We start from the raw sequence: 17466 nt of genomic DNA on the forward strand, positions 1-17466 counted from the left end.
CCGCGAGCCGGACGCAGCACCCGCCACACCGCCCATCCCGGAGGGAAGCCCCCCATGCTCGACCTGGTCGAGATGTACACGCTCGCGGACCCGTTGTTCTTCGAGGAGCCGAGCAGGCTCACGGACGACTCCCCCAACGCCCTCGTGGCCCCGGCGGACCTCTCCGTCACGAGGCTGGACCCGCCCCCGGGTTGGCGGCGCGAGCGCGACGGCCTGTGGCACGTCGTCTCCCCGGAGGCTCCGGACCTGCCCGAGCAGGGATGGAAGATCCACGTCTCGGCGACCGTGGACAACGCGGACGCGATCTGCCGCGAGGTGTGGGACCACTGCACGGAGCACGGCCTGGTGTTCAAGTACCTGTTGAACAGGAACATCCTGGTCGCGGCCAACACCAAGTACGCCCCCCGGGCCTCCAGCGGCAAGCTGCTCACCGTCTACCCCCGCGACGAGGAGGAGCTGGAACGGACCCTGCACGCGCTCTCCGCGCGCGTGGGAGGGCAGCCGGGCCCCTACGTCCTGAGCGACCTGCGGTGGGACCAAGGGCCCCTGCACGTCAGATACGGCGCCTTCCGCCAGATGTGGTGCCTCGACGAGCACGGTTCCCGGGTCCCGGCGCTGCGCGACCCCGACGGAGCGCTGGTGCCGGACCGCCGGCTGCCCTCGTTCACCCCGCCTCCCTGGGTGATCCTCCCGTCCTTCCTCCAGCCGCACCTCGACGCCCGCTCCACCGGGGAGCGCGTGCCGTACCTCATCGACAGGGCCCTGCACTTCTCCAACGGCGGAGGGATCTACCTGGGACGCCGCGAGGAGGACGGGACCCGGGTCGTACTCAAGGAGGCCCGTCCCCACGCCGGGCTCGACCGCGAGCTGCGCGACGCGGTCTCCCGCCAGACACGGGAGGAGGAGAACCTGCGGCGTCTGGACGGGGTGCCCGGCGTGCCCCGGTTCCTGGACAGCTTCACCCTGGGCGGCCACCGCTTCCTGGTCCAGGAGTACAAGGAGGGCCGGACCCTGGGCTCCTGGTGCGCCGTGCACCACCCCGGCGTCACCGAGGCGTACGCCGACGCCGACTCCCTCGCCGCCTTCACCGGGCGCGCCCTGCGCATCCTGGGCCGGTTGGAGGCCGTCCTCGACGCCGTCCACGACCGCGACCTGGTCTTCGCGGACCTGCACGCCAACAACGTGCTGGTGGACGAGGACGACGAGGTCTGCCTGATCGACTACGAACTGGCCTTCGACGCGAAGAGGGAGGGGCACCGGGCACCGCTCGGAGCCCCCGGGTTCGCCAGCGCCGACCGGGTCGGCACCGCGGTCGACCGGTACGCCCTGGCCGCGACCCGCCTGTCGGTCTTCCTGCCCTTCTCCCGGATCACCGCCCTGTCGCCGCACAAGGCCGCGGAGCTGGTGGACCTGCTCCGCGAGCTCTACCCCGTCCCCCGCGAGTGGGCCGACGAGATCGAGCGCGAACTGGTCCCGGAGCGCCCGGAGGAGGCCCCCGGGCGCCCGCCCGTGTCCCTCGGCTCCGTCGCGGCGGGCATCGCCGCCTCCGCGACCCCGGAGCGGACCGACCGGCTGTTCCCCGGGGACCTCCAGCAGTTCCTCTCCGGCGGCTACGGCGTGGCCCACGGCGCGGCCGGAGTCCTGTGGGCGCTGGAGCGCGCGGGCGGGGACCGCTTCCCGGAGCACGAGGAGTGGCTGGTCTCCGCCGCGCGGCGGCTGCGCTCCCCCGGCCAGGGCTTCTACGACGGCGTCAGCGGCCTGGCCTACGTCCTGGACCACCTCGGCCACCGCGACGAGGCCGACGACCTGCTGGAGCGCCACGCCGGGGACGAGTGCGGCGGGATCTCCCTCTTCTCCGGCATGGCGGGCGTGTGCGCCGCGCTGGTCCACCTCTCCCGGGGCGGCGCGGGCGACGCGCGCATGACCCGCGCCCTCGCCCTGGGCGGGCGGCTCTCGGAGGCGGTCGCGGAGGCGGAGGCGGCCACGGAGCCCCCGAGGCCCGGACGCGCGGGGCTCATGCGGGGATGGAGCGGCGTGGCCCTGGCCCTGCTGAACCTGTACCGGGCGACGGGGGACGGCCTCTGGCTCGACACCGCGGCGCGGGCCCTGCACCTGGACCTGGACCAGTGCGTCTCGGCCCCGGACGGCACCCTGCTGGTACGCGACCGCGGGGCGCGGGCCCTGCCCAACATCGACGCCGGGGGGCTGGGCGTCGCCCTGGTCGTCAAGGAGCTGCTGGAGCACCGCGAGGACGGGCGCTGCGCCGAGAGCCTCCCCGCGCTGACCCGTTCGTGCCACACCCTGCTGTACGCCCAGGCGGACCTGTTCCACGGCAAGGCGGGCCAGGTGGCGGCGCTGGCCCGGCTGGGCGGAGCACCCGAGGCTCTGCGCTCCCGGGTCGCCGAACTGGAGTGGTACGCCCTGCCCTTCCGGGGGCAGACCGCCTTCCACGGCGGCCGGGTGCCGCGGCTGTCGATGGACCTGGCCACGGGCGGAGCGGGCGTACTCCTCGCCCTGGCCGCCGCAGAGGGGGGCGGCCGGCCCTTCCTCCCCTTCTTCTCCGAGGCCCCCTAGGGCCGCGGAACCGGACCGGACGGCCCGCGGCCGGGGCGACAGGCGCCCCGGGTCCGCCGACCATGGACGAAGGACCGATCGGATGTACGACACCTACTACGCCGCCGTCTACGACGCGGTGATGATCCACCGGGGCAAGGACTACGCCGCCGAGGCCGACCGGATCGGCGAGATCGTCCGGGAGCGGCGGCCCGGCTCCGCCTCGCTGCTGGACGTGGCGTGCGGGACGGGCCTGCACCTGCGCGCGTTCGCGGAGCGCTTCGACGAGGTGGCGGGCCTGGACGGGTCGCGGGAGATGCTGGCGCTGGCCCGGGCGCGCGTCCCGGGCCTGCGGACCTGGTGCTCGGACCTGCGGGAGACGGCGCTGGAGGCGCGTTTCGACGCCATCACCTACCTGTTCGCCGTCCCGCACCTGGAGTCGGAGGCGGAACTGGCCGCCGTGGTCCGGTCCCTCGCGGACCACCTGAACCCGGGAGGGCTCCTCCTCCTGGAACCCTGGATCGGCCCGGACGGTTTCACGCCCGGGTACGTCTCACGGGACGTGGTGGAGGACGGCGACCGCACGATCATGCGCCTGTCCCACTCCGCCTCCGTGCCCGGGCGGCGCGACCGGATGTCGATCGTCGTGCACTACGCCGTGGCCGACCCCGCGGAGGGGCTGCGCCACGCCACCGAGTCGACGGAGATGTCCCTGTTCACCCCGGAGCAGTACGCGGCGGCCTTCGAGGGGGCCGGGTGCGAGGCCGAGCACCTGAGGACCGAACCGTTCGCGCACGGGCTGTGGGTGGCCCGGCGCCGCGACGGCTGATCCGGCTCAGCGCTCCTCCCCCTCCGGCAGCGCGCGGCGGGCGGAGCCCCCGAGTTCCCCCCGCCGCGCCGACGGGTGGGGGAGCCGCGCGGCCACGGCCGTGGCCACCGCGGCCGTGGTCCCGCCCTCGTAGTCGCGGCCCCACTGGCTCCAGTGGACGGAGAAGGGGTCGTACCGGGGCTCGGTGCGGTCGCCGCGGCCGTCCGCCGTCACGAACCTCAGGCTGCCGTCGTGGCCGCCCGCCACGGAGGTCCACCGCACCTCGGCGATGTCCTCCAACGCGAGCTGCTGGGGGCCCGCCGCGCGTTTGGCCGCCTCCGCCTTCCAGTTGGGCCTGATGTAGACGTGGGTCCCGTCGAAGACGACGGACGCGTCACCGGCCTCGGAACGCACCGGAGCCCCGGGGGCCCCGACCAGGTACCGGTCCGGGGCGCCCTCGGGGGGCAGGGCGGCGAGCTCCTCGGTGACGGTCTCGGCGAAGTACTCGGCCACCAGGACGCGGGAGCGGCCGACCCTGAGCTGGTACGGGTCGCCCCTGCGGGCCAACAGGCCCCGGGTGACCTCGGTGAAGGGGTCGGCGCCCGGGCGGAGGTGCACCCGCAGGGTCCCGCCTCCGCGCCGGGGTTCGAGGACGACGCCCGCCAGCGCGGGCAGCGGCAGCGAGACCACGCCCAGGGCACGGCGCAGCTGGTGGGACCTGCGGCCCGGGGTGATCCACACGGCCGCGCCGTCGAAGGACCACGAGCCGTCGCGCGCGCTTACCTCAGCCATGCCGTCATCGTAGGGGAGAGGTCACCGCCCGGCCCCTTCGACGGAGGGCTCGGCCCCCTGGCCGCGCTCCTCCGCGGGGGTGTTGATGCCCCGGCCGGTGTGGGCGAGGAAGACGTCGTCCAACGAGGGCGACCTGACCTGAACCGACGTGATCTCGGTGTCCGCCTCGGCGAACAGACGGGGGACGAACCGGCGCCCGTCGGCCACCGTGAACCAGACGGTGTCGCCCTCGACCACCGGGGCCGTGTCCAGGATCGACCGGAGCCGCTCGCAGAGCGCCCCGGGGTCGCGCGCGACGATCTCCACGCGGTCCCGCCCGATCCCCGCCTTGAGTTCGGCGGGGCTGCCGACCGTGACGATCCCACCGCCGTCGATGATGGCGATGCGGCCGCAGTTCTCCGCCTCCTCCAGGTAGTGCGTGGTCATGAGCACGGTGACGCCCTCGCGCTCGTTGAGCTCCCTGACCCGGTCCCAGATGGCCTCCCTGGAGCGGGGGTCGAGCCCGGCGGTCGGCTCGTCCAGGAACAGCAGGCGCGGACCGTGCAGCAGCCCCCTGGCGATCTCCAACCGTCGCCGCATACCGCCGGAGTAGGTTCCCGCGAGCCTCTCCCGGTCCTCCCACAGGCCCACGTCCCGCAGGGCCCGGGAGACCCTCTCGTCGACCTCCCCCGGGGGCACCCCGTAGATCTCCGCGTGGAACCTGAGGTTGTACCAACCCGTCAGGTAGCGGTCGAGGGTCTGCTCCTGGAACACCAGGCCGATGCTGCGGCGCACGTCGGGCCGCTCCCGGACGATGTCGAAACCCGCGATCGATCCCGTCCCGGAGGTCGGTGTGACCAGGGTCGAGAGCATGCCGATCAGCGTGGACTTGCCCGCTCCGTTGGGCCCGAGGAGGCCGAACAGCTCGCCGGGGGCCACGTCCAGGTCCACCCCCCTGACGGCCTCGACCTCACCGAAGCGCTTGGTCAGTCCGCGCGCGCGGACCATGGCCCGCGGGCCGGAGCCGTTCACCGACGTGTTCTCCAACAGTCCTCCGTACGTAGGGCGCCCCGTGTCGGGCGCGCGGACGCGGACGCCCCGGCCCCGCGGGCCGGGACCCTCACGCGGGGTCCGCCTGGCCGACGCGCCCGTCGACGAAACCGGTCCCGGTCCGCTCCCACGCGTCCCGGTAGACCGCGAAGACGCGGGCCGTGCGCAGTGTGCCCCCGACGAGCACGTACTCGGGCAGGGAGCCCTCCAGCCGGACCTCGACCCCGGTGCGGCGCAACGCGGAGGGGTCCTCCTCCAGGGTCCACAGGTAGAGCTTCCTAAGGTTCCACATGGAGAACGCGTAGTTGACGGTGAGCGCGTGGGCGTCGGTGGCGCCCCGCGGCCCCAGGACCGCCTCGTCCGCCGCCAGGGAGCAGCAGCCGTGACGCGCCTGGAAGTTGAACCCGTGCAGGGAGGCGTAGCCCGCGACGCGCCCGGAGCCCGGGACGCGCACGAGGAACTGCGCGCCGACCTGGTCGTACACGCCCGGCCACAGGGCCTCGAACACCTCGCGTCCGGGCACTCCGGCCACGCCGTGCCCGACGAGTTCGTCGTACACCCTGCCACCCCTCCTGGTGTCGGTGGGGTCGAGCACCGCGTCGGCGGAGCCGGTGTGGGGGAAGATCATCGGACACGACCTCTCGCGGGCCGGGCCGTCGCGCCCGGCCGGACGTCGGGGGGAGCGCCGCGGAGCAGGACGCCTCCGCGGCGCTCCCGTCGGGGGGCTGTTAGGCGGGGCGGACGATCACGTCACCGCTGCATCCGACGAGGCTGAGTCCGCTGTTCAGCATGGTGCTCTCGTCGACAGCGATCTCGAAACCCTGCAAATCGAGAACGTCGGAAAGGGGCATGTTCCCTCCTCGGAAGAGAATGGACGGGGGTGCCGGCACGAAAGGAACATAGAAGAACTCGGGACCGCCCACAAGAGAGGTTCCCGCGCTCGCCCGAACAGCTCCCGTCCTCCTTTGGTGGGATCATCGGCAGAACCCCTTCCGCATGGCGCGCCAGGTCTCAGGCGGGCCTGACGATGACGTCGCCGCTGCAGCCGACATAGCTCAGACCGCTGTTGAGGAGGGCCTCCGCCTCCAACCGCACGCCCAGGGACTGGAGGGAGAGGACATCGGAAATGATCATGGTTCGGCCTTTCTCGAATGCTTTTCCGACAGGACGCGCCAGAACCTAGGCAAGGGCTTCCGCGGGCGCAAGGGAAAGGCATGGAACCGCACGTCCCGCCGACGGGACGTTTACGCGCGCGAGGCCCGCGGATCCTTCTCGGACGCGCGACGCCCTTTCTCGGTCTTTCACGCGAGGACGTTCAGGGGGCTTTCTCCCGCCCTTCCGCGCCGGTCACGCCATGGGAGCGCTCCCATAACCGGGGGCGCGTGCAAGGATGGCCTCTCCCCCGGGCTGCCACGCCCGACGGTCCCACGGAAAGGCCAGGGCAGTCGGCGATGATCCCCCTCCACCTCGAAACCCCCCGTGTCCGGTTCCGCCCCATCGGGGAGGACAACGTCCTCGGGCTGTACCAACTGCTGCTGAGGCTCGGGATCGAGACGCTCCCGGCCCGGGACAGCTTCGAGTCGTCCTTCAGGGCGCTGGACGGTTCGGACGTCACCGTGCTCCAGATCGAGGCCGCCGGGAGCGGCGAGGTCCTGGGGTTCGCCTCGGTCCGCGAGCGCAGCCCGGCCGGACACGTGAAGATCGGCATCTTCATGGACCCGGACGGACTCGCCGTGGGGGTCGGCGCCGAATCCATGATGCTCCTCGTCAACTACGCGTTCGCGCGCTGGGACGACATCAGGAAGGTGTACGCGCTGACCACGGACGCGAGCCTCATGCACTTCGGTTCGGCGCTGTTCGCCACGCCCAGGGAGGCGACGCTCCCCGGCCACGTCTACTTTCGGGGACGGCTGTGGGACCTGCACTACTACTCGGTCTCCCGGGACCACTGGCTCCAGACGGGGGCCCGGCTCCTCGCGCGCATCACCGGGGGCCGGTCGCGACGGGAGGGCGGCCCGGTGGGAATCGGCTCCGCGCCGGTCTGGACCGAGTGACGGGCCCCCGGACCGATCCCCCACCACCACGAGCAAGGACAAGGACCAGATGACGGCCACGCGACGGCGCCCGCTCCCCACCTCGCCCTTCGGGCTCGGCCACGACCTGCGCACGGTCCGGGTCGTGCTCAAGCGCGACCTCTTCCGCTTCGTCCACGACGTCAGCCGGGGCGTGGCGATGCTGCTCCAGTCGGTGATGTGGCTGTTCGTCATCGGGGTGGGCTTCGGCTCCCTCATCCCGAGGGGCGAGGACGACCTCCCGCTGACCGCCGTGATGTTCCCGGGCGTGGTCGTCATGACCGTCATGGGGACGGCGGTGTCCGCCGCGGCGACCATCGTCACCGACCGCGAGGTCGGCTTCCTGCGCGGAATGCTCGTCGCCCCGGCCAAGCGCTCCGCGCTGATCCTGGGCAAGATCCTCTCGGGCGCGGTCCTGGCCACCCTCCAGGCCAGCATCATCCTGGCGGTGGCCGGCCTGGCGGGGGTGCCCTACGCGCCGGGGCTGATGCTGACCCTGTTCGGGCTCACCTTCCTGGTGGCGCTGACGGCGTCGGCGGTGGGCGTCCTCATCGCGATCTCGGTCCGGGGCAGCGAGGCGTTCATGGGGATGGCCCAGCTGGTCATCTCCCCGCTGGTCCTGCTGTCGGGCGCCATGTTCCCCATCGGGAACCTTCCCTCCTGGCTCACCGCGATCACACTGGTCAATCCCGTCACCTACGTCGTCGACCCCATGCGCCAGGCGGTCTTCGCCCACCTGGACACCTCACCGGAGACCGAGGCGCTGTTCAACCCCGGCATCTCCTGGTTCGGCTGGCAGATCCCCTGGGCGGCCGAGGTCGCCCTCGTTGCGGGCGTGGGCGTCCTGCTGGTCTGGCTGACGGTGGTCAGGTTCGGCGACTCCGAGTAGGAGGCGCCCCGGTCCCGCGGGGACCGGGGCGCGGGCGGCGCTACAGGGCGGCGGCCTCCCTGGCCAGACCGGTGATCCGCTCCCACTCCCCCGCCGCCACCAGGTCGGCCGGGGTCAGCCAGCTGCCGCCCACGCAGCCCACGTTGGGCAGGGCCAGGTAGGTGGGAGCCGACGCGACGGTGATGCCGCCGGTGGGGCAGAACCGCACCTGGGGCAGGGGGCCCGCCAGCGACTTCAGGAACGCCGCGCCGCCCGAGGCCTCGGCCGGGAAGAACTTCATCTCCGTCACCCCGCGCTCCAGGAGCGCCAGGGCCTCGGACACGGTGCCCACGCCGGGCAGGAAGGGCAGGCCCGTGTCGGACATGGCCGACGCCAGCCCGTCGGTGCACCCGGGGCTGACCAGGAAGCGCGCGCCCGCCCTGGCGGCCGCGGCCGCCTGGTCGGGGGTGGCCACGGTGCCCGCGCCGACCACGGCCTCGGGCACCTCGGCGGCGATCCGCTCGATGGCCTCCAACGCGGCCGGGGTCCGCAGGGTCACCTCGATGCCCGGCAGGCCGCCCGCCACCAGCGCGCGGGCCAGCGGCACGGCGGACTCGGCCTCCGAGACGACCACCACCGGCATCACCGGGGCCAGGTCGAGGATGTCGGCGCCCGAACGGGGGTTCGTCGTCATCTGAATCCTTTCGAGAAAACTCTGGCCTTCAGGCCAGAGAGGAATCGGGCTCCTGCGGAGCGGGACGGTCAACGGTCGTGCGCCCCCGGGCGAATCACCATCCACCAAAATCACCGAACCCGCCAACCACCACTCGAACCGGTGATAGCTTGCTTCGCGTCGGCTCAGACGAGAACCACATCCGGGCCTCCTACTGCCGGGCTGGCAGAAAGTCAGGTCTGTGGAGCTGATGTAAGACCGATGGGCGGCACCCCGTCCCCCGCCGTTAGTTCGGGTCGGCAACCGGCTACGAAGCAGAAAGCTCAACCCGCGAGGGAAGAATCTCCCCGCTTCAGCTGGGAGAGAAGTCAAGTCGTGTTCTCTCCAGGATCGGTCGAAGGTCTGGGGCGGGCGCGCCGCGGCCGCGGGGGCGTGCGGGGCGGATGTCCGCCGCACGCCCCCGGGCCGGTCCCCCGGCGCGCCCGGGTCGGCGGGTCAGGATCCGAAGACCCCTGCGCCCTTCTCCGCGGGGCCGACCGCGCCGCGCAGGGCCGCGAAGAGCTCCCGGCCGGTACCGGTGGCGGAGTCCACGGTGGGACGGGCGGGCTCGCGGCCGGTCAGGTCGGCCAGCACCTCCAGTGTGCCCGTGGTGGCGTCCAGGCGGATGGGGTCGCCGTCGCGGACGTAGGCCAGCGCGCCGCCCGCCTCGGCCTCGGGGGACACGTGGATGGCGGCGGGCACCTTGCCCGAGGCGCCCGACATGCGGCCGTCGGTCACCAGCGCCACCTTCTGGCCCCGGTCCTGGAGCACGGCCAGCGGCGGCGTGAGCTTGTGCAGCTCGGGCATGCCGTTGGCGCGCGGCCCCTGGAAGCGGACCACCGCGACGAAGTCGCCGGTCAGCTCCCCGGCGGAGAACGCCTCCTGGAGTTCGGCCTGGTCGCCGAAGACGCGGGCCGGCGCCTCCACCACGTGCCGCTCCGGCGCGACCGCGGAGACCTTGATGACGGCGCGGCCCAGGTTGCCCGACAGCATGCGAAGGCCGCCGTCGGGGGCGAAGGGGTCGTCCGTGCCGCGCAGGACGGAGGTGTCGCCGCTCTCCTTGGGACCGTCGACCCAGGTCAGCTCGCCCCCGTCCAGGCTCGGGACCTGGCGGTAGCGGCCCAGGCCCTCGCCCATCAGGGTGCGCACGTCCTCGTGCAGCAGTCCGGCGTCCAGCAGGGAGCCGATCAGGTGGGCCATACCGCCCGCCTCGTGGAACTGGTTCACGTCGGCGGCGCCGTTGGGGTACATGCGGGTGAGCAGCGGCACCACCTCGGACAGGTCGGCGAAGTCGTCCCAGGTCAGCTCGATACCGGCGGCGCGGGCGATGGCGACCAGGTGCAGGGTGTGGTTGCTGGAGCCGCCGGTGGCCAGCAGGGCGACCACGGCGTTGACGACGGCCCGCTCGTCGACCTGGCGGCCGACGGGGTTGTAGGAGTCGCCCAGGGCGGTGCGGGCGAGCACGCTGCGCCCGGCCTCGGCGGTCAGGGCCTCGCGCAGCGGGGTGCCCGGCTGCTCGAAGCTGGCCCCGGCCAGGTGCAGGCCCATGACCTCCATGAGCATCTGGTTGGAGTTGGCGGTGCCGTAGAAGGTGCAGGTGCCGGGCGAGTGGTAGGCGGCGGACTCGGCCTGGAGCAGCTCGCGGCGGCCCACCTGGCCCTCGGCGAAGCGCTGGCGCACGCGGGCCTTGTCCTTGTTGGGCAGGCCCGAGGGCATGGGTCCGGCGGGCACGAACGCCACCGGCAGGTGGCCGAAGGACAGGGCGCCGATCAGCAGGCCCGGCACGATCTTGTCGCACACGCCGAGCATCAGCGCGCCGTCGAACATGTCGTGGGACAGGGCCACGGCGGTGGCCATCGCGATGACGTCCCTGCTGAACAGGGACAGCTCCATGCCCGCGCGGCCCTGGGTGATGCCGTCGCACATGGCGGGCACGCCCCCGGCGAACTGGGCGACGCCGCCCGCCTCGGCCACGGCGGCCTTGATCACGGCCGGGTAGGACTCCAGCGGCTGGTGCGCGGAGAGCATGTCGTTGTAGGCGGAGACGATCGCCAGGTTGGGCGTGACGTCGCCGGACAGCTTGAGCTTGTCCGAGACGCCGCAGGCCGCGAACCCGTGGGCGAGGTTGGCGCAGCCCAGGGCGGAGCGGGCGGGGCCCTCGGCCGCCGCCGCGTCGATCCGCGCCAGGTAGGCGGACCGGGTGTCGGCGCTGCGCTCGGCGAGGCGCCGGGTGACGTCTGCGACGACGGGGTGGACGGCGGGTCCGTACCCTGCGTTGTCGGCGTCGTCGGGGATGTGCGCGGTCATCGGGGTCGCTCCTCTTCGTACCACGTACGGCCTGTTCGGCCGATGAGCCGGTGCGCGCCCGCGGGGCCGGCGCTTCCGGCTGGATAGGTCTCGGGGGTGGTGCTCAGGCCGTTCCACGCCTCGATGACGGGGTCCACCCAGCGCCAGGCGGCCTCGACCTCGTCGCGGCGCATGAAGAGGGTGGAGTCACCGGCCAGGACGTCCGTCAGCAGCCGCTCGTAGGCCTCGGGCGAGCGGGTGGCGAAGGTGTCGGCGAAGCTGAGCTCCAGCGGGGCGGGCCGCAGCCGCAGCGCTCCGGCGCCGGGCGTCTTGGCCAGCATGGTCAGGTGTATGCCCTCGTCCGGCTGGAGCCGGATCACGAGGCTGCCCGCGCCGGGCAGGTTGGTGCCGGGGAAGATCGTGTGCGGCACCTCGCGGAAGCGGATGACGATCTCCGAGCGGGCGTGCGACATGCGCTTGCCGGTGCGCAGGTAGAAGGGCACTCCCGCCCAGCGCCAGTTGGCCACCTCGGCGCGCAGGGCCACGAAGGTCTCGGTGTCGCTGAGGGCGGGTCCGCCGGGCTCGTCGAGGTAGCCGAGCACCTCCGAGCCGTGGACGGAGCCGCGTCCGTACTGGCCGCGCACGGTGTCCTCGGCGACGCGGTCCCCGGTGAGGGGGCGCAGCGACTGGAGGACCTTGAGCTTCTCGTCGCGGACGGAGTCGCGGTCGTAGCTGGCCGGGGGTTCCATGGCGGTCAGGCACAGCAGCTGGAGCAGGTGGTTCTGGACCATGTCGCGCATGGCGCCGGAGGTGTCGTAGTAGCCCCGGCGCCCGCCGACGCCGACGGTCTCGGCGGCGGTGATCTGGACGTGGTCGATCCAGCGGGAGTTCCACAGGGGTTCGAGGAAGACGTTGGCGAAGCGCAGCACCAGCAGGTTCTGCACCGTCTCCTTGCCCAGGTAGTGGTCGATGCGGTAGATGCGCGACTCGTCGAAGACCGCCCCCACCGCGTCGTTGACGGCGCGGGAGGAGGCCAGGTCGCGGCCCAGGGGCTTCTCCATGACCACGCGGGAGTCGGGGGTGACGAGCCCGGCGTCGTCCAGGCCGCGGCAGATCGCGCCGGAGATCATCGGCGGGACGGCGAGGTAGAAGACGCGGTCGCGGCCGGGGGCGAGGGCGGCGGTGAGGGCGTCCCAGCCCGAGGGGTCGCCGCCGACGTCCACGGTGACGTGGGAGAGGCGCTCCAGGAACCGGTGGAGCACGTCGGGTTCGGCGACCTGGACGGCGTGGTGGCCGCGGACCGCCGAGGCGGCCTTGTCCCTGAGGTCGGCGTCGGTGAGGCCGTCGCGCGAGACGGCGACGACGCGGGTCCCCCCGTCCAGGTGGCCGTCGCGGTCCAGCAGGTACAGGGAGGGGAGGAGTTTGCGCATGGACAGGTCGCCGGTACCCCCGAAGACCACCAGGTCGGTGGCACGGGACGCGGACTGCTGCGGCATCTTCGGTCTGCTCCAGCGGGGAGGGAAGGGGATGGGGAGCGGGGGGCGGAGTGTGACGCAGGCGGGGGGCGCGGGGAGGCGGTGCGGACGCGCGGGACGTCCGGCCCTTTGAGCCTAAACCCGACTATGGTAAAAAACCAAGCACACTTGAGAACAATTATTTACATAACCTCCCAGTCTTCCCGTCGTAACCTCATGGTTGAATGAGCTATGGCCAGAACCCCCGGACGCCTGTCCTCTGCTGCCACCAGCGGCCACATCCTGGAGCTCATCCGCTCCGGAACCGCGACCAGCCGCTCCGAGATCGGCCGGGTCACGGGCCTGTCCCGTCCCTCCGTCGCCCTGCGGGTCACCGAGCTGATCGGCGGCGGGCTCGTCACCGAGGGCACCGGCGCGGTCTCCAGCGGCGGACGGCCGCCCACCCTGCTGGAGTTCAACGCCGCCAGCGGCCTCATCCTCACCAGCGCCCTGGGCATGGTCCGCAGCCAGGCCGCCGTGTGCGACCTCGACGGCGAGGTCCTCGTGCGCACTCCGGGTTCGCCCGCGATGGAACAGGGTCCCGACGCCACCCTCCCCTGGCTGCTGGACACCTGGTCGGAGCAGATCGCCTCGCTCGGCCGCGACCCCGGTGACGTGCGCGGCGTGGGCATCGGCCTGCCCGGCACCGTCGAGTTCCACGCGGGCCGCGCCGACGACCGCCCCTTCCTCGGCAAGTGGGCGGGCGTGGCGCTGGCCCCGCTGGTCGCCGAGCGCTTCCCGGTACCGGTGATGGTGGACAACGACGTGAACGTGATGGCGCTCGGCGAGCACATCGCGGGCGGGCACGGGCACCCCGACGACATGGTGTTCGTGAAGGTCTCCACGGGGATCGGCGCGGGTCTGCTGTCCGGCGGGCGGTTGCTGCGCGGTTCGCTGGGCGCCGCCGGGGAGATCGGGCACATCCCGGTGCGCGGCGCGGGCGGGCTCCCGTGCCGCTGCGGCAACACCGACTGCTTGGAGGCGGTCGCGGGCGGGCGGCGGCTGCTGGAGAGCGCCGCCGAGCAGGGGTGCCGGGCGCGGACGCTCAAGGACCTGGTGGCGCTGGCCTCGGGGGGCGACCCGGTGGCCGTCACCCTGGTCCGGGAGGCGGGGCGCAGACTGGGCGAGGCGCTCGCGGGGGCGGTGAACCTGCTCAACCCCGAGGTGATCGTGCTGGGCGGCGACCTGGCCGAGGCCTACGACCACCTGGTGGCGGGCGTGCGCGAGGTGGTGTTCCAGCAGTGCACCGCCCTGGCCACCCGTCAGCTGCGCGTCGTGGCCAGCTCCCTGTGGGACGAGGCGGGCGTGCGCGGCTGCGCGGCCATGGTGACCGAGGAGATCCTGTCGCCGGAGGCGGTGAACAAGCTCCTGGCGGGCTGAGGGCGACGCCGCGGGTCCTGAGGGGCGGCGCCGGCCCCTGGCAGCCGCGGCGGCGGAGGCGCCGAGCGGCCGCTGGGGAGCCTGAGGAGGCGTAGGACCCGGCGGGGCCGTGCGCCCCGTGGCGGACCGTTCCCGGGGGTGGGGCCGACCCCGGCGCGTGTCCGGGCCCCTCCTTCGTCCACAGGCCGTGGACGGGGAAGTTACCTCCGCGCCCGACCGGGAATCCTCGCACGGGAGGGGCTCCGGCCCCCTCCGGCGACCGCCGCGACCCGCGACCGAGCCGTGCCCCCGCGCTCACCCCGCCGACCTGCGACGACGCGTTCGTCGGCGCGCACTCACCCCGCACCCGCACTTGACAACCGCCCTCGACGTGACGAATAGTCACCGAGCATCACCCCCGCCCCGCACACCTCTGTCACCCCTGTGGCCGCGCCCGTGCGGACCCCCGCCCGGAAAGGTCCCCGCCGTGTTCCCAGAGAACCCCCTCGTACTGATCCTGTTGGGTGCCGGAATCAGCCTGGTCACCAGCGTCGTCGTCACCGCCGTCCAGGCCCGCCTGGTCAGGCGCGACGCCATCCGCACCTCCTCCCGCGCCTCCGCGCGCACCCTCACCAGCGCCTTCATCGCCGAACGCGACTCCGTCGACGGCGGCGACAGCTTCCTCGCCGAGGCGGAGCTGACCGTCATGTCCATGACCGACCGCAAGACGCGGGACCGGCTGCGCGACGTCATCCGCCTGCTGCGCGAGCGGGCCCTGCCGGAGATCGAGGAGCTCAGCGGGGTCAGGTCCGAGCGCTCCCGCCAGCTGCTGTGCGACCACGCCCTGGAGGTGCTCGGCGCGCACCTGCGTTCCGAGAAGCTGCCCGAGGTGCCCGCTGCGGTCCGCAAGATGCTGTCCGTGGAGGAGGAGGCGCTGAGCATCCACTCCGGCGAGACGCCGCGTCCCGCCGAGCCCATCACCAAGAGCGCGGTCACCCCGCGCCCCCGGCACACCGGCGCCAAGCCCGCGGCCCCGGCCCGCAAGCCCGCCAAGAGCACGGCCAAGACCCCCGCCAAGCCCGCGGCGAAGGGCGGGCGATCCTCCTCCGCGACCGCGGAGGAGCCCGCCAAGGAGAGCGCCTTCTGGGATGACTGACCCGGCCCCGCTCCGCTGACCGCCCGCCGTCCCCGCTCGGGGGCGCGGGCGGTCCACTTCTGTCCCGGCAGAGACCGGACATAGGCGTTTCAAGCGGACAAGCCAGGGAAAGTCAGGCGGACAGACTCCAGGAGACGACCACGGGGGCTGAGGAATTGTGCGGCGCAATTGCGGTCAGGCCCCCCGCCCAGGGACAACCCGCGCGCGCGGACGGGAAGAACTTGACCTAGGATCTCTGCCACGCACGCGTTTTCCGTGCCCTCGGCCGCACCCGCTTCCCGGTGCTGCCGGTGCCCCGTGGGCCGCCCCCGAATCCCCAGGAGGCCCCGGATCCGGCGACCGCCCGCCGCTGACGTTCCGCGCGTTCCCCGCCCTCCCCCGAACTCGGACGCGTGTCCCTCCGGCCCGGCGTCCGACCGTTGGCACGTCCCGCCGTCCGAACTCACCGAGATTGCACGATGCCCGCTGATGAGAAGCCCTCTGCCTCCGGCAGGGACCACACACCAGACGACAGGCCCGAGGACGGCTCCACACCCCGATCAGGGACCGAGAACACCGGTGACGACGCGGCGGGTGGGGACAACACCACCGCGCCCGAAACCGGGGCTGACGGAACCGGCCGGGCCCACGAGTCGGACGAGACCGAGGGGGCGGAGGAGGCCGGAAAGGCCGAGGAGACCCCCAATACCGGTGTGACATCAGACACCGGAGGCGCCCAGGAGACCCCGGAGGCTGACGAGCCTGCCGGTACCGGGGAGGCTGGCGACACCCGAAAGTCCACCGGTACCGAAGGGGCCTCCGAGACCGAGGAGGCCACCGGGGACGAGAAGGCCGTTGAGGCCGGGGAGGCCACCGCGGAACCAGTGGCTGGATCCGCCGCCGGGGCCAAGGCGCCCTCAGAGGCCGCTGGGACTGGTGCCTCAACCGGAGCCACCGGAACCACGGAGTCCGGAGAGACCGCGGGGACCGCTGGGGCTGCCCCGACCGCCGCCGCTCCCGTCCGCACGGAGCGCCGCCGGACCGGCAGGATCCTGGTGTGGGTCGCCGCGAGCCTGGTCCTCGTCCTGGCCGCCGGGGTCGGCACCGCCTACGGCTACTACCGCTCGCTGCGCTCGGACATGGTCCAGTACGACATCGACGGGCTGCTCAAGGAGGAGGACCGGCCCGAGAGGATCAACGACTCCGTCAACATCCTCTTCATGGGCACCGACGGCTACGAGGAGGGCAGCACCGCCTACTCGACGGAGTTCGAGGGCGAGCGTTCGGACTCGATCATGCTGGCGCACATCTCTCCCGAGAGCCGGGTGTCGGTGATCAGCTTCCCCCGCGACTCGCTGGTGGCCCTGCCCGACTGCGACCCTTACGGAGAAACCGAGGGCACGCCCGGCTACTTCGGCATGATCAACGCCGCGATGTACCACGGCGGACCGCCCTGCGTGGTCAGCACCATCGAGTCGCTGAGCGACGTCCGCATCGACCACTTCGTGCACCTCAGCTTCATGAGCTTCCGGGACGTGGTGGACGCCATCGGCGGCGTGGACATGTGCATCCCCGAGCCGATGGAGGACAGCCGGTCCAAGCTCGACCTCGACGCGGGCCGGCAGACGCTCGACGGCGACGAGGCTCTGTCGTTCGTCCGGGCCCGCTACGAGATCGGCGACGGCGGCGACATCGGCCGCATCGACCGCCAGCAGATGTTCCTCGCGGCCCTGGCCGACCAGGTGACCAGCAACGACGTGATCACCGACCCGGGCAGGCTCAACGCCGTCCTGCGCGCGGTGGCCGAGCACAGCGCCACCGACAGCGCCCTCACGTTCGACCGGATGCTGTCGATCGCCGTGACCCTGGCGGACGTGGAACTGACCGACATCGAGTTCCACACCGTGCCCTGGTACCAGGCGCCCTCCAACCCCAACCGGGTCCTGTGGTACGAGGACCAGGCCGAGGAGCTGTTCACCGCCGTGCGCGAGGACCGGCCCCTGCCCCTCACGATGGCCGACGAGGCACCCGCTCCCCAGGACCCGCCCGGGGCCTCGCCCTCCCCGGCGGACGAGGAGGTCGCGGAGGCCTCCCCGGATGACGAGCCCGCCCGTCCGGGCGTGGGACGCGACGCCACCTCCAACCCGTGCTCCGACGGCCTGGGCTACGGCACCGGGGACGAGATGGAATAAGGCGCCCTGGAGGGGCCTCTGAGACTCCTGGAGCTTTCCGGGATCGCAGAGGCCCCTCCGCCGCTCTTTCCGTGCCCTCCGGAACGCCGAGGGGCCCCGGGGCCGGTACGACTCTCCGTACCGGCCCCGGGGCCCCTTCCGTGTTC

15 protein-coding genes are annotated in these 17466 nt (G+C 72.9%); 7 read left to right on the forward strand and 8 right to left on the reverse strand.

The window, feature by feature from the left end; translation table 11 throughout:
* Positions 1–54: 54 nt before the first annotated feature.
* Both lanKC and G011_RS0116315 read left to right on the forward strand, forming a co-directional pair.
* Entirely contained in the window at positions 55–2574 is a 2520-nt protein-coding gene (lanKC, locus tag G011_RS0116310; RefSeq protein ID WP_019609423.1) for a class III lanthionine synthetase LanKC, read from the forward strand.
* Positions 2575–2656: 82 nt separating this feature from the next.
* Positions 2657–3382 (forward strand): class I SAM-dependent methyltransferase, encoded by a 726-nt coding sequence (locus tag G011_RS0116315; RefSeq protein ID WP_013155725.1) that lies wholly within the window; start codon positions 2657–2659, stop codon positions 3380–3382.
* Between the two features lie 6 nt (positions 3383–3388).
* Here the strand turns inward: G011_RS0116315 and G011_RS0116320 are convergent, their stop codons facing one another.
* The 5 genes from G011_RS0116320 to G011_RS31805 form a co-directional block, all read right to left on the reverse strand.
* The gene (locus tag G011_RS0116320) at positions 3389–4153 is read right to left on the reverse strand and encodes a DUF4429 domain-containing protein (protein WP_019609424.1); all 765 of its coding nucleotides are present in this window, start codon (positions 4151–4153) and stop codon (positions 3389–3391) included.
* Between the two features lie 21 nt (positions 4154–4174).
* Positions 4175–5179: a daunorubicin resistance protein DrrA family ABC transporter ATP-binding protein gene (locus G011_RS0116325; protein ID WP_019609425.1), complete on the reverse strand. Its 1005-nt coding sequence runs from the start codon at positions 5177–5179 to the stop codon at positions 4175–4177.
* 73 nt (positions 5180–5252) lie between these two features.
* Positions 5253–5810 (reverse strand): GNAT family protein, encoded by a 558-nt coding sequence (locus G011_RS0116330; RefSeq protein ID WP_019609426.1) that lies wholly within the window; start codon positions 5808–5810, stop codon positions 5253–5255.
* Between the two features lie 100 nt (positions 5811–5910).
* Positions 5911–6033, reverse strand: a complete 123-nt coding sequence (locus G011_RS31800; protein ID WP_013155729.1) for a hypothetical protein — start codon at positions 6031–6033, stop codon at positions 5911–5913.
* Between the two features lie 160 nt (positions 6034–6193).
* Positions 6194–6316 carry a hypothetical protein gene (locus G011_RS31805; RefSeq protein ID WP_013155730.1) on the reverse strand — a complete coding sequence of 41 codons (123 nt, stop codon included), beginning with the start codon at positions 6314–6316 and terminating at the stop codon, positions 6194–6196.
* A 317-nt stretch (positions 6317–6633) separates the two neighbouring features.
* Between G011_RS31805 and G011_RS0116345 the strand changes: the two genes are divergently transcribed.
* Entirely contained in the window at positions 6634–7236 is a 603-nt protein-coding gene (locus tag G011_RS0116345) for a GNAT family N-acetyltransferase (RefSeq protein WP_013155731.1), read from the forward strand.
* A gap of 49 nt (positions 7237–7285) precedes the next feature.
* Entirely contained in the window at positions 7286–8143 is an 858-nt protein-coding gene (locus tag G011_RS0116350; RefSeq protein WP_013155732.1) for an ABC transporter permease, read from the forward strand.
* A 40-nt stretch (positions 8144–8183) separates the two neighbouring features.
* Here G011_RS0116350 and eda read toward each other — a convergent pair whose 3' ends face one another.
* The 3 genes from eda to zwf all read right to left on the reverse strand — a co-directional run bounded on the left by eda (position 8184) and on the right by zwf (position 12616).
* A complete protein-coding gene (eda, locus tag G011_RS0116355; RefSeq protein WP_019609427.1) occupies positions 8184–8816 on the reverse strand; it encodes a bifunctional 4-hydroxy-2-oxoglutarate aldolase/2-dehydro-3-deoxy-phosphogluconate aldolase in 633 nt (210 codons plus the stop codon).
* 474 nt (positions 8817–9290) lie between these two features.
* Complete coding sequence (gene edd, locus G011_RS0116360; RefSeq protein WP_019609428.1) at positions 9291–11141, reverse strand: phosphogluconate dehydratase; 1851 nt, start codon at positions 11139–11141, stop codon at positions 9291–9293.
* Entirely contained in the window at positions 11138–12616 is a 1479-nt protein-coding gene (gene zwf / locus G011_RS0116365; protein ID WP_019609429.1) for a glucose-6-phosphate dehydrogenase, read from the reverse strand. Before zwf ends, edd begins: the two co-directional genes overlap by 4 nt.
* Before the next feature lie 210 nt (positions 12617–12826).
* Between zwf and G011_RS0116370 the strand changes: the two genes are divergently transcribed.
* The 3 genes from G011_RS0116370 to G011_RS0116380 all read left to right on the forward strand — a co-directional run bounded on the left by G011_RS0116370 (position 12827) and on the right by G011_RS0116380 (position 17320).
* Entirely contained in the window at positions 12827–14014 is a 1188-nt protein-coding gene (locus G011_RS0116370) for an ROK family protein (RefSeq protein ID WP_019609430.1), read from the forward strand.
* Positions 14015–14480: 466 nt separating this feature from the next.
* Positions 14481–15149: a hypothetical protein gene (locus G011_RS0116375; RefSeq protein WP_019609431.1), complete on the forward strand. Its 669-nt coding sequence runs from the start codon at positions 14481–14483 to the stop codon at positions 15147–15149.
* A gap of 458 nt (positions 15150–15607) precedes the next feature.
* The gene (locus G011_RS0116380; RefSeq protein WP_026338363.1) at positions 15608–17320 is read left to right on the forward strand and encodes an LCP family protein; all 1713 of its coding nucleotides are present in this window, start codon (positions 15608–15610) and stop codon (positions 17318–17320) included.
* The last annotated feature ends 146 nt before the right edge of the window (positions 17321–17466 follow it).

Source organism: Nocardiopsis sp. CNS-639 (assembly GCF_000381685.1).
GTDB lineage: Bacteria > Actinomycetota > Actinomycetes > Streptosporangiales > Streptosporangiaceae > Nocardiopsis > Nocardiopsis dassonvillei.

Bases quoted from the DNA above. Each gene is read 5' to 3' on its own strand.
- G011_RS31800 (WP_013155729.1), bottom strand. From the start codon at position 6,033: ATGCCCCTTTCCGACGTTCTCGATTTGCAGGGTTTCGAGATCGCTGTC.
- eda (WP_019609427.1), bottom strand. From the start codon at position 8,816: ATGACGACGAACCCCCGTTCGGGCGCCGACATCCTCGACCTGGCCCCG.
- G011_RS0116380 (WP_026338363.1), top strand. From the start codon at position 15,608: ATGCCCGCTGATGAGAAGCCCTCTGCCTCCGGCAGGGACCACACACCA.
- G011_RS0116315 (WP_013155725.1), top strand. From the start codon at position 2,657: ATGTACGACACCTACTACGCCGCCGTCTACGACGCGGTGATGATCCAC.
- G011_RS0116330 (WP_019609426.1), bottom strand. From the start codon at position 5,810: ATGATCTTCCCCCACACCGGCTCCGCCGACGCGGTGCTCGACCCCACC.
- G011_RS0116345 (WP_013155731.1), top strand. From the start codon at position 6,634: ATGATCCCCCTCCACCTCGAAACCCCCCGTGTCCGGTTCCGCCCCATC.
- edd (WP_019609428.1), bottom strand. From the start codon at position 11,141: ATGACCGCGCACATCCCCGACGACGCCGACAACGCAGGGTACGGACCC.
- zwf (WP_019609429.1), bottom strand. From the start codon at position 12,616: ATGCCGCAGCAGTCCGCGTCCCGTGCCACCGACCTGGTGGTCTTCGGG.
- G011_RS0116350 (WP_013155732.1), top strand. From the start codon at position 7,286: ATGACGGCCACGCGACGGCGCCCGCTCCCCACCTCGCCCTTCGGGCTC.
- G011_RS31805 (WP_013155730.1), bottom strand. From the start codon at position 6,316: ATGATCATTTCCGATGTCCTCTCCCTCCAGTCCCTGGGCGTGCGGTTG.
- lanKC (WP_019609423.1), top strand. From the start codon at position 55: ATGCTCGACCTGGTCGAGATGTACACGCTCGCGGACCCGTTGTTCTTC.
- G011_RS0116320 (WP_019609424.1), bottom strand. From the start codon at position 4,153: ATGGCTGAGGTAAGCGCGCGCGACGGCTCGTGGTCCTTCGACGGCGCG.
- G011_RS0116370 (WP_019609430.1), top strand. From the start codon at position 12,827: ATGGCCAGAACCCCCGGACGCCTGTCCTCTGCTGCCACCAGCGGCCAC.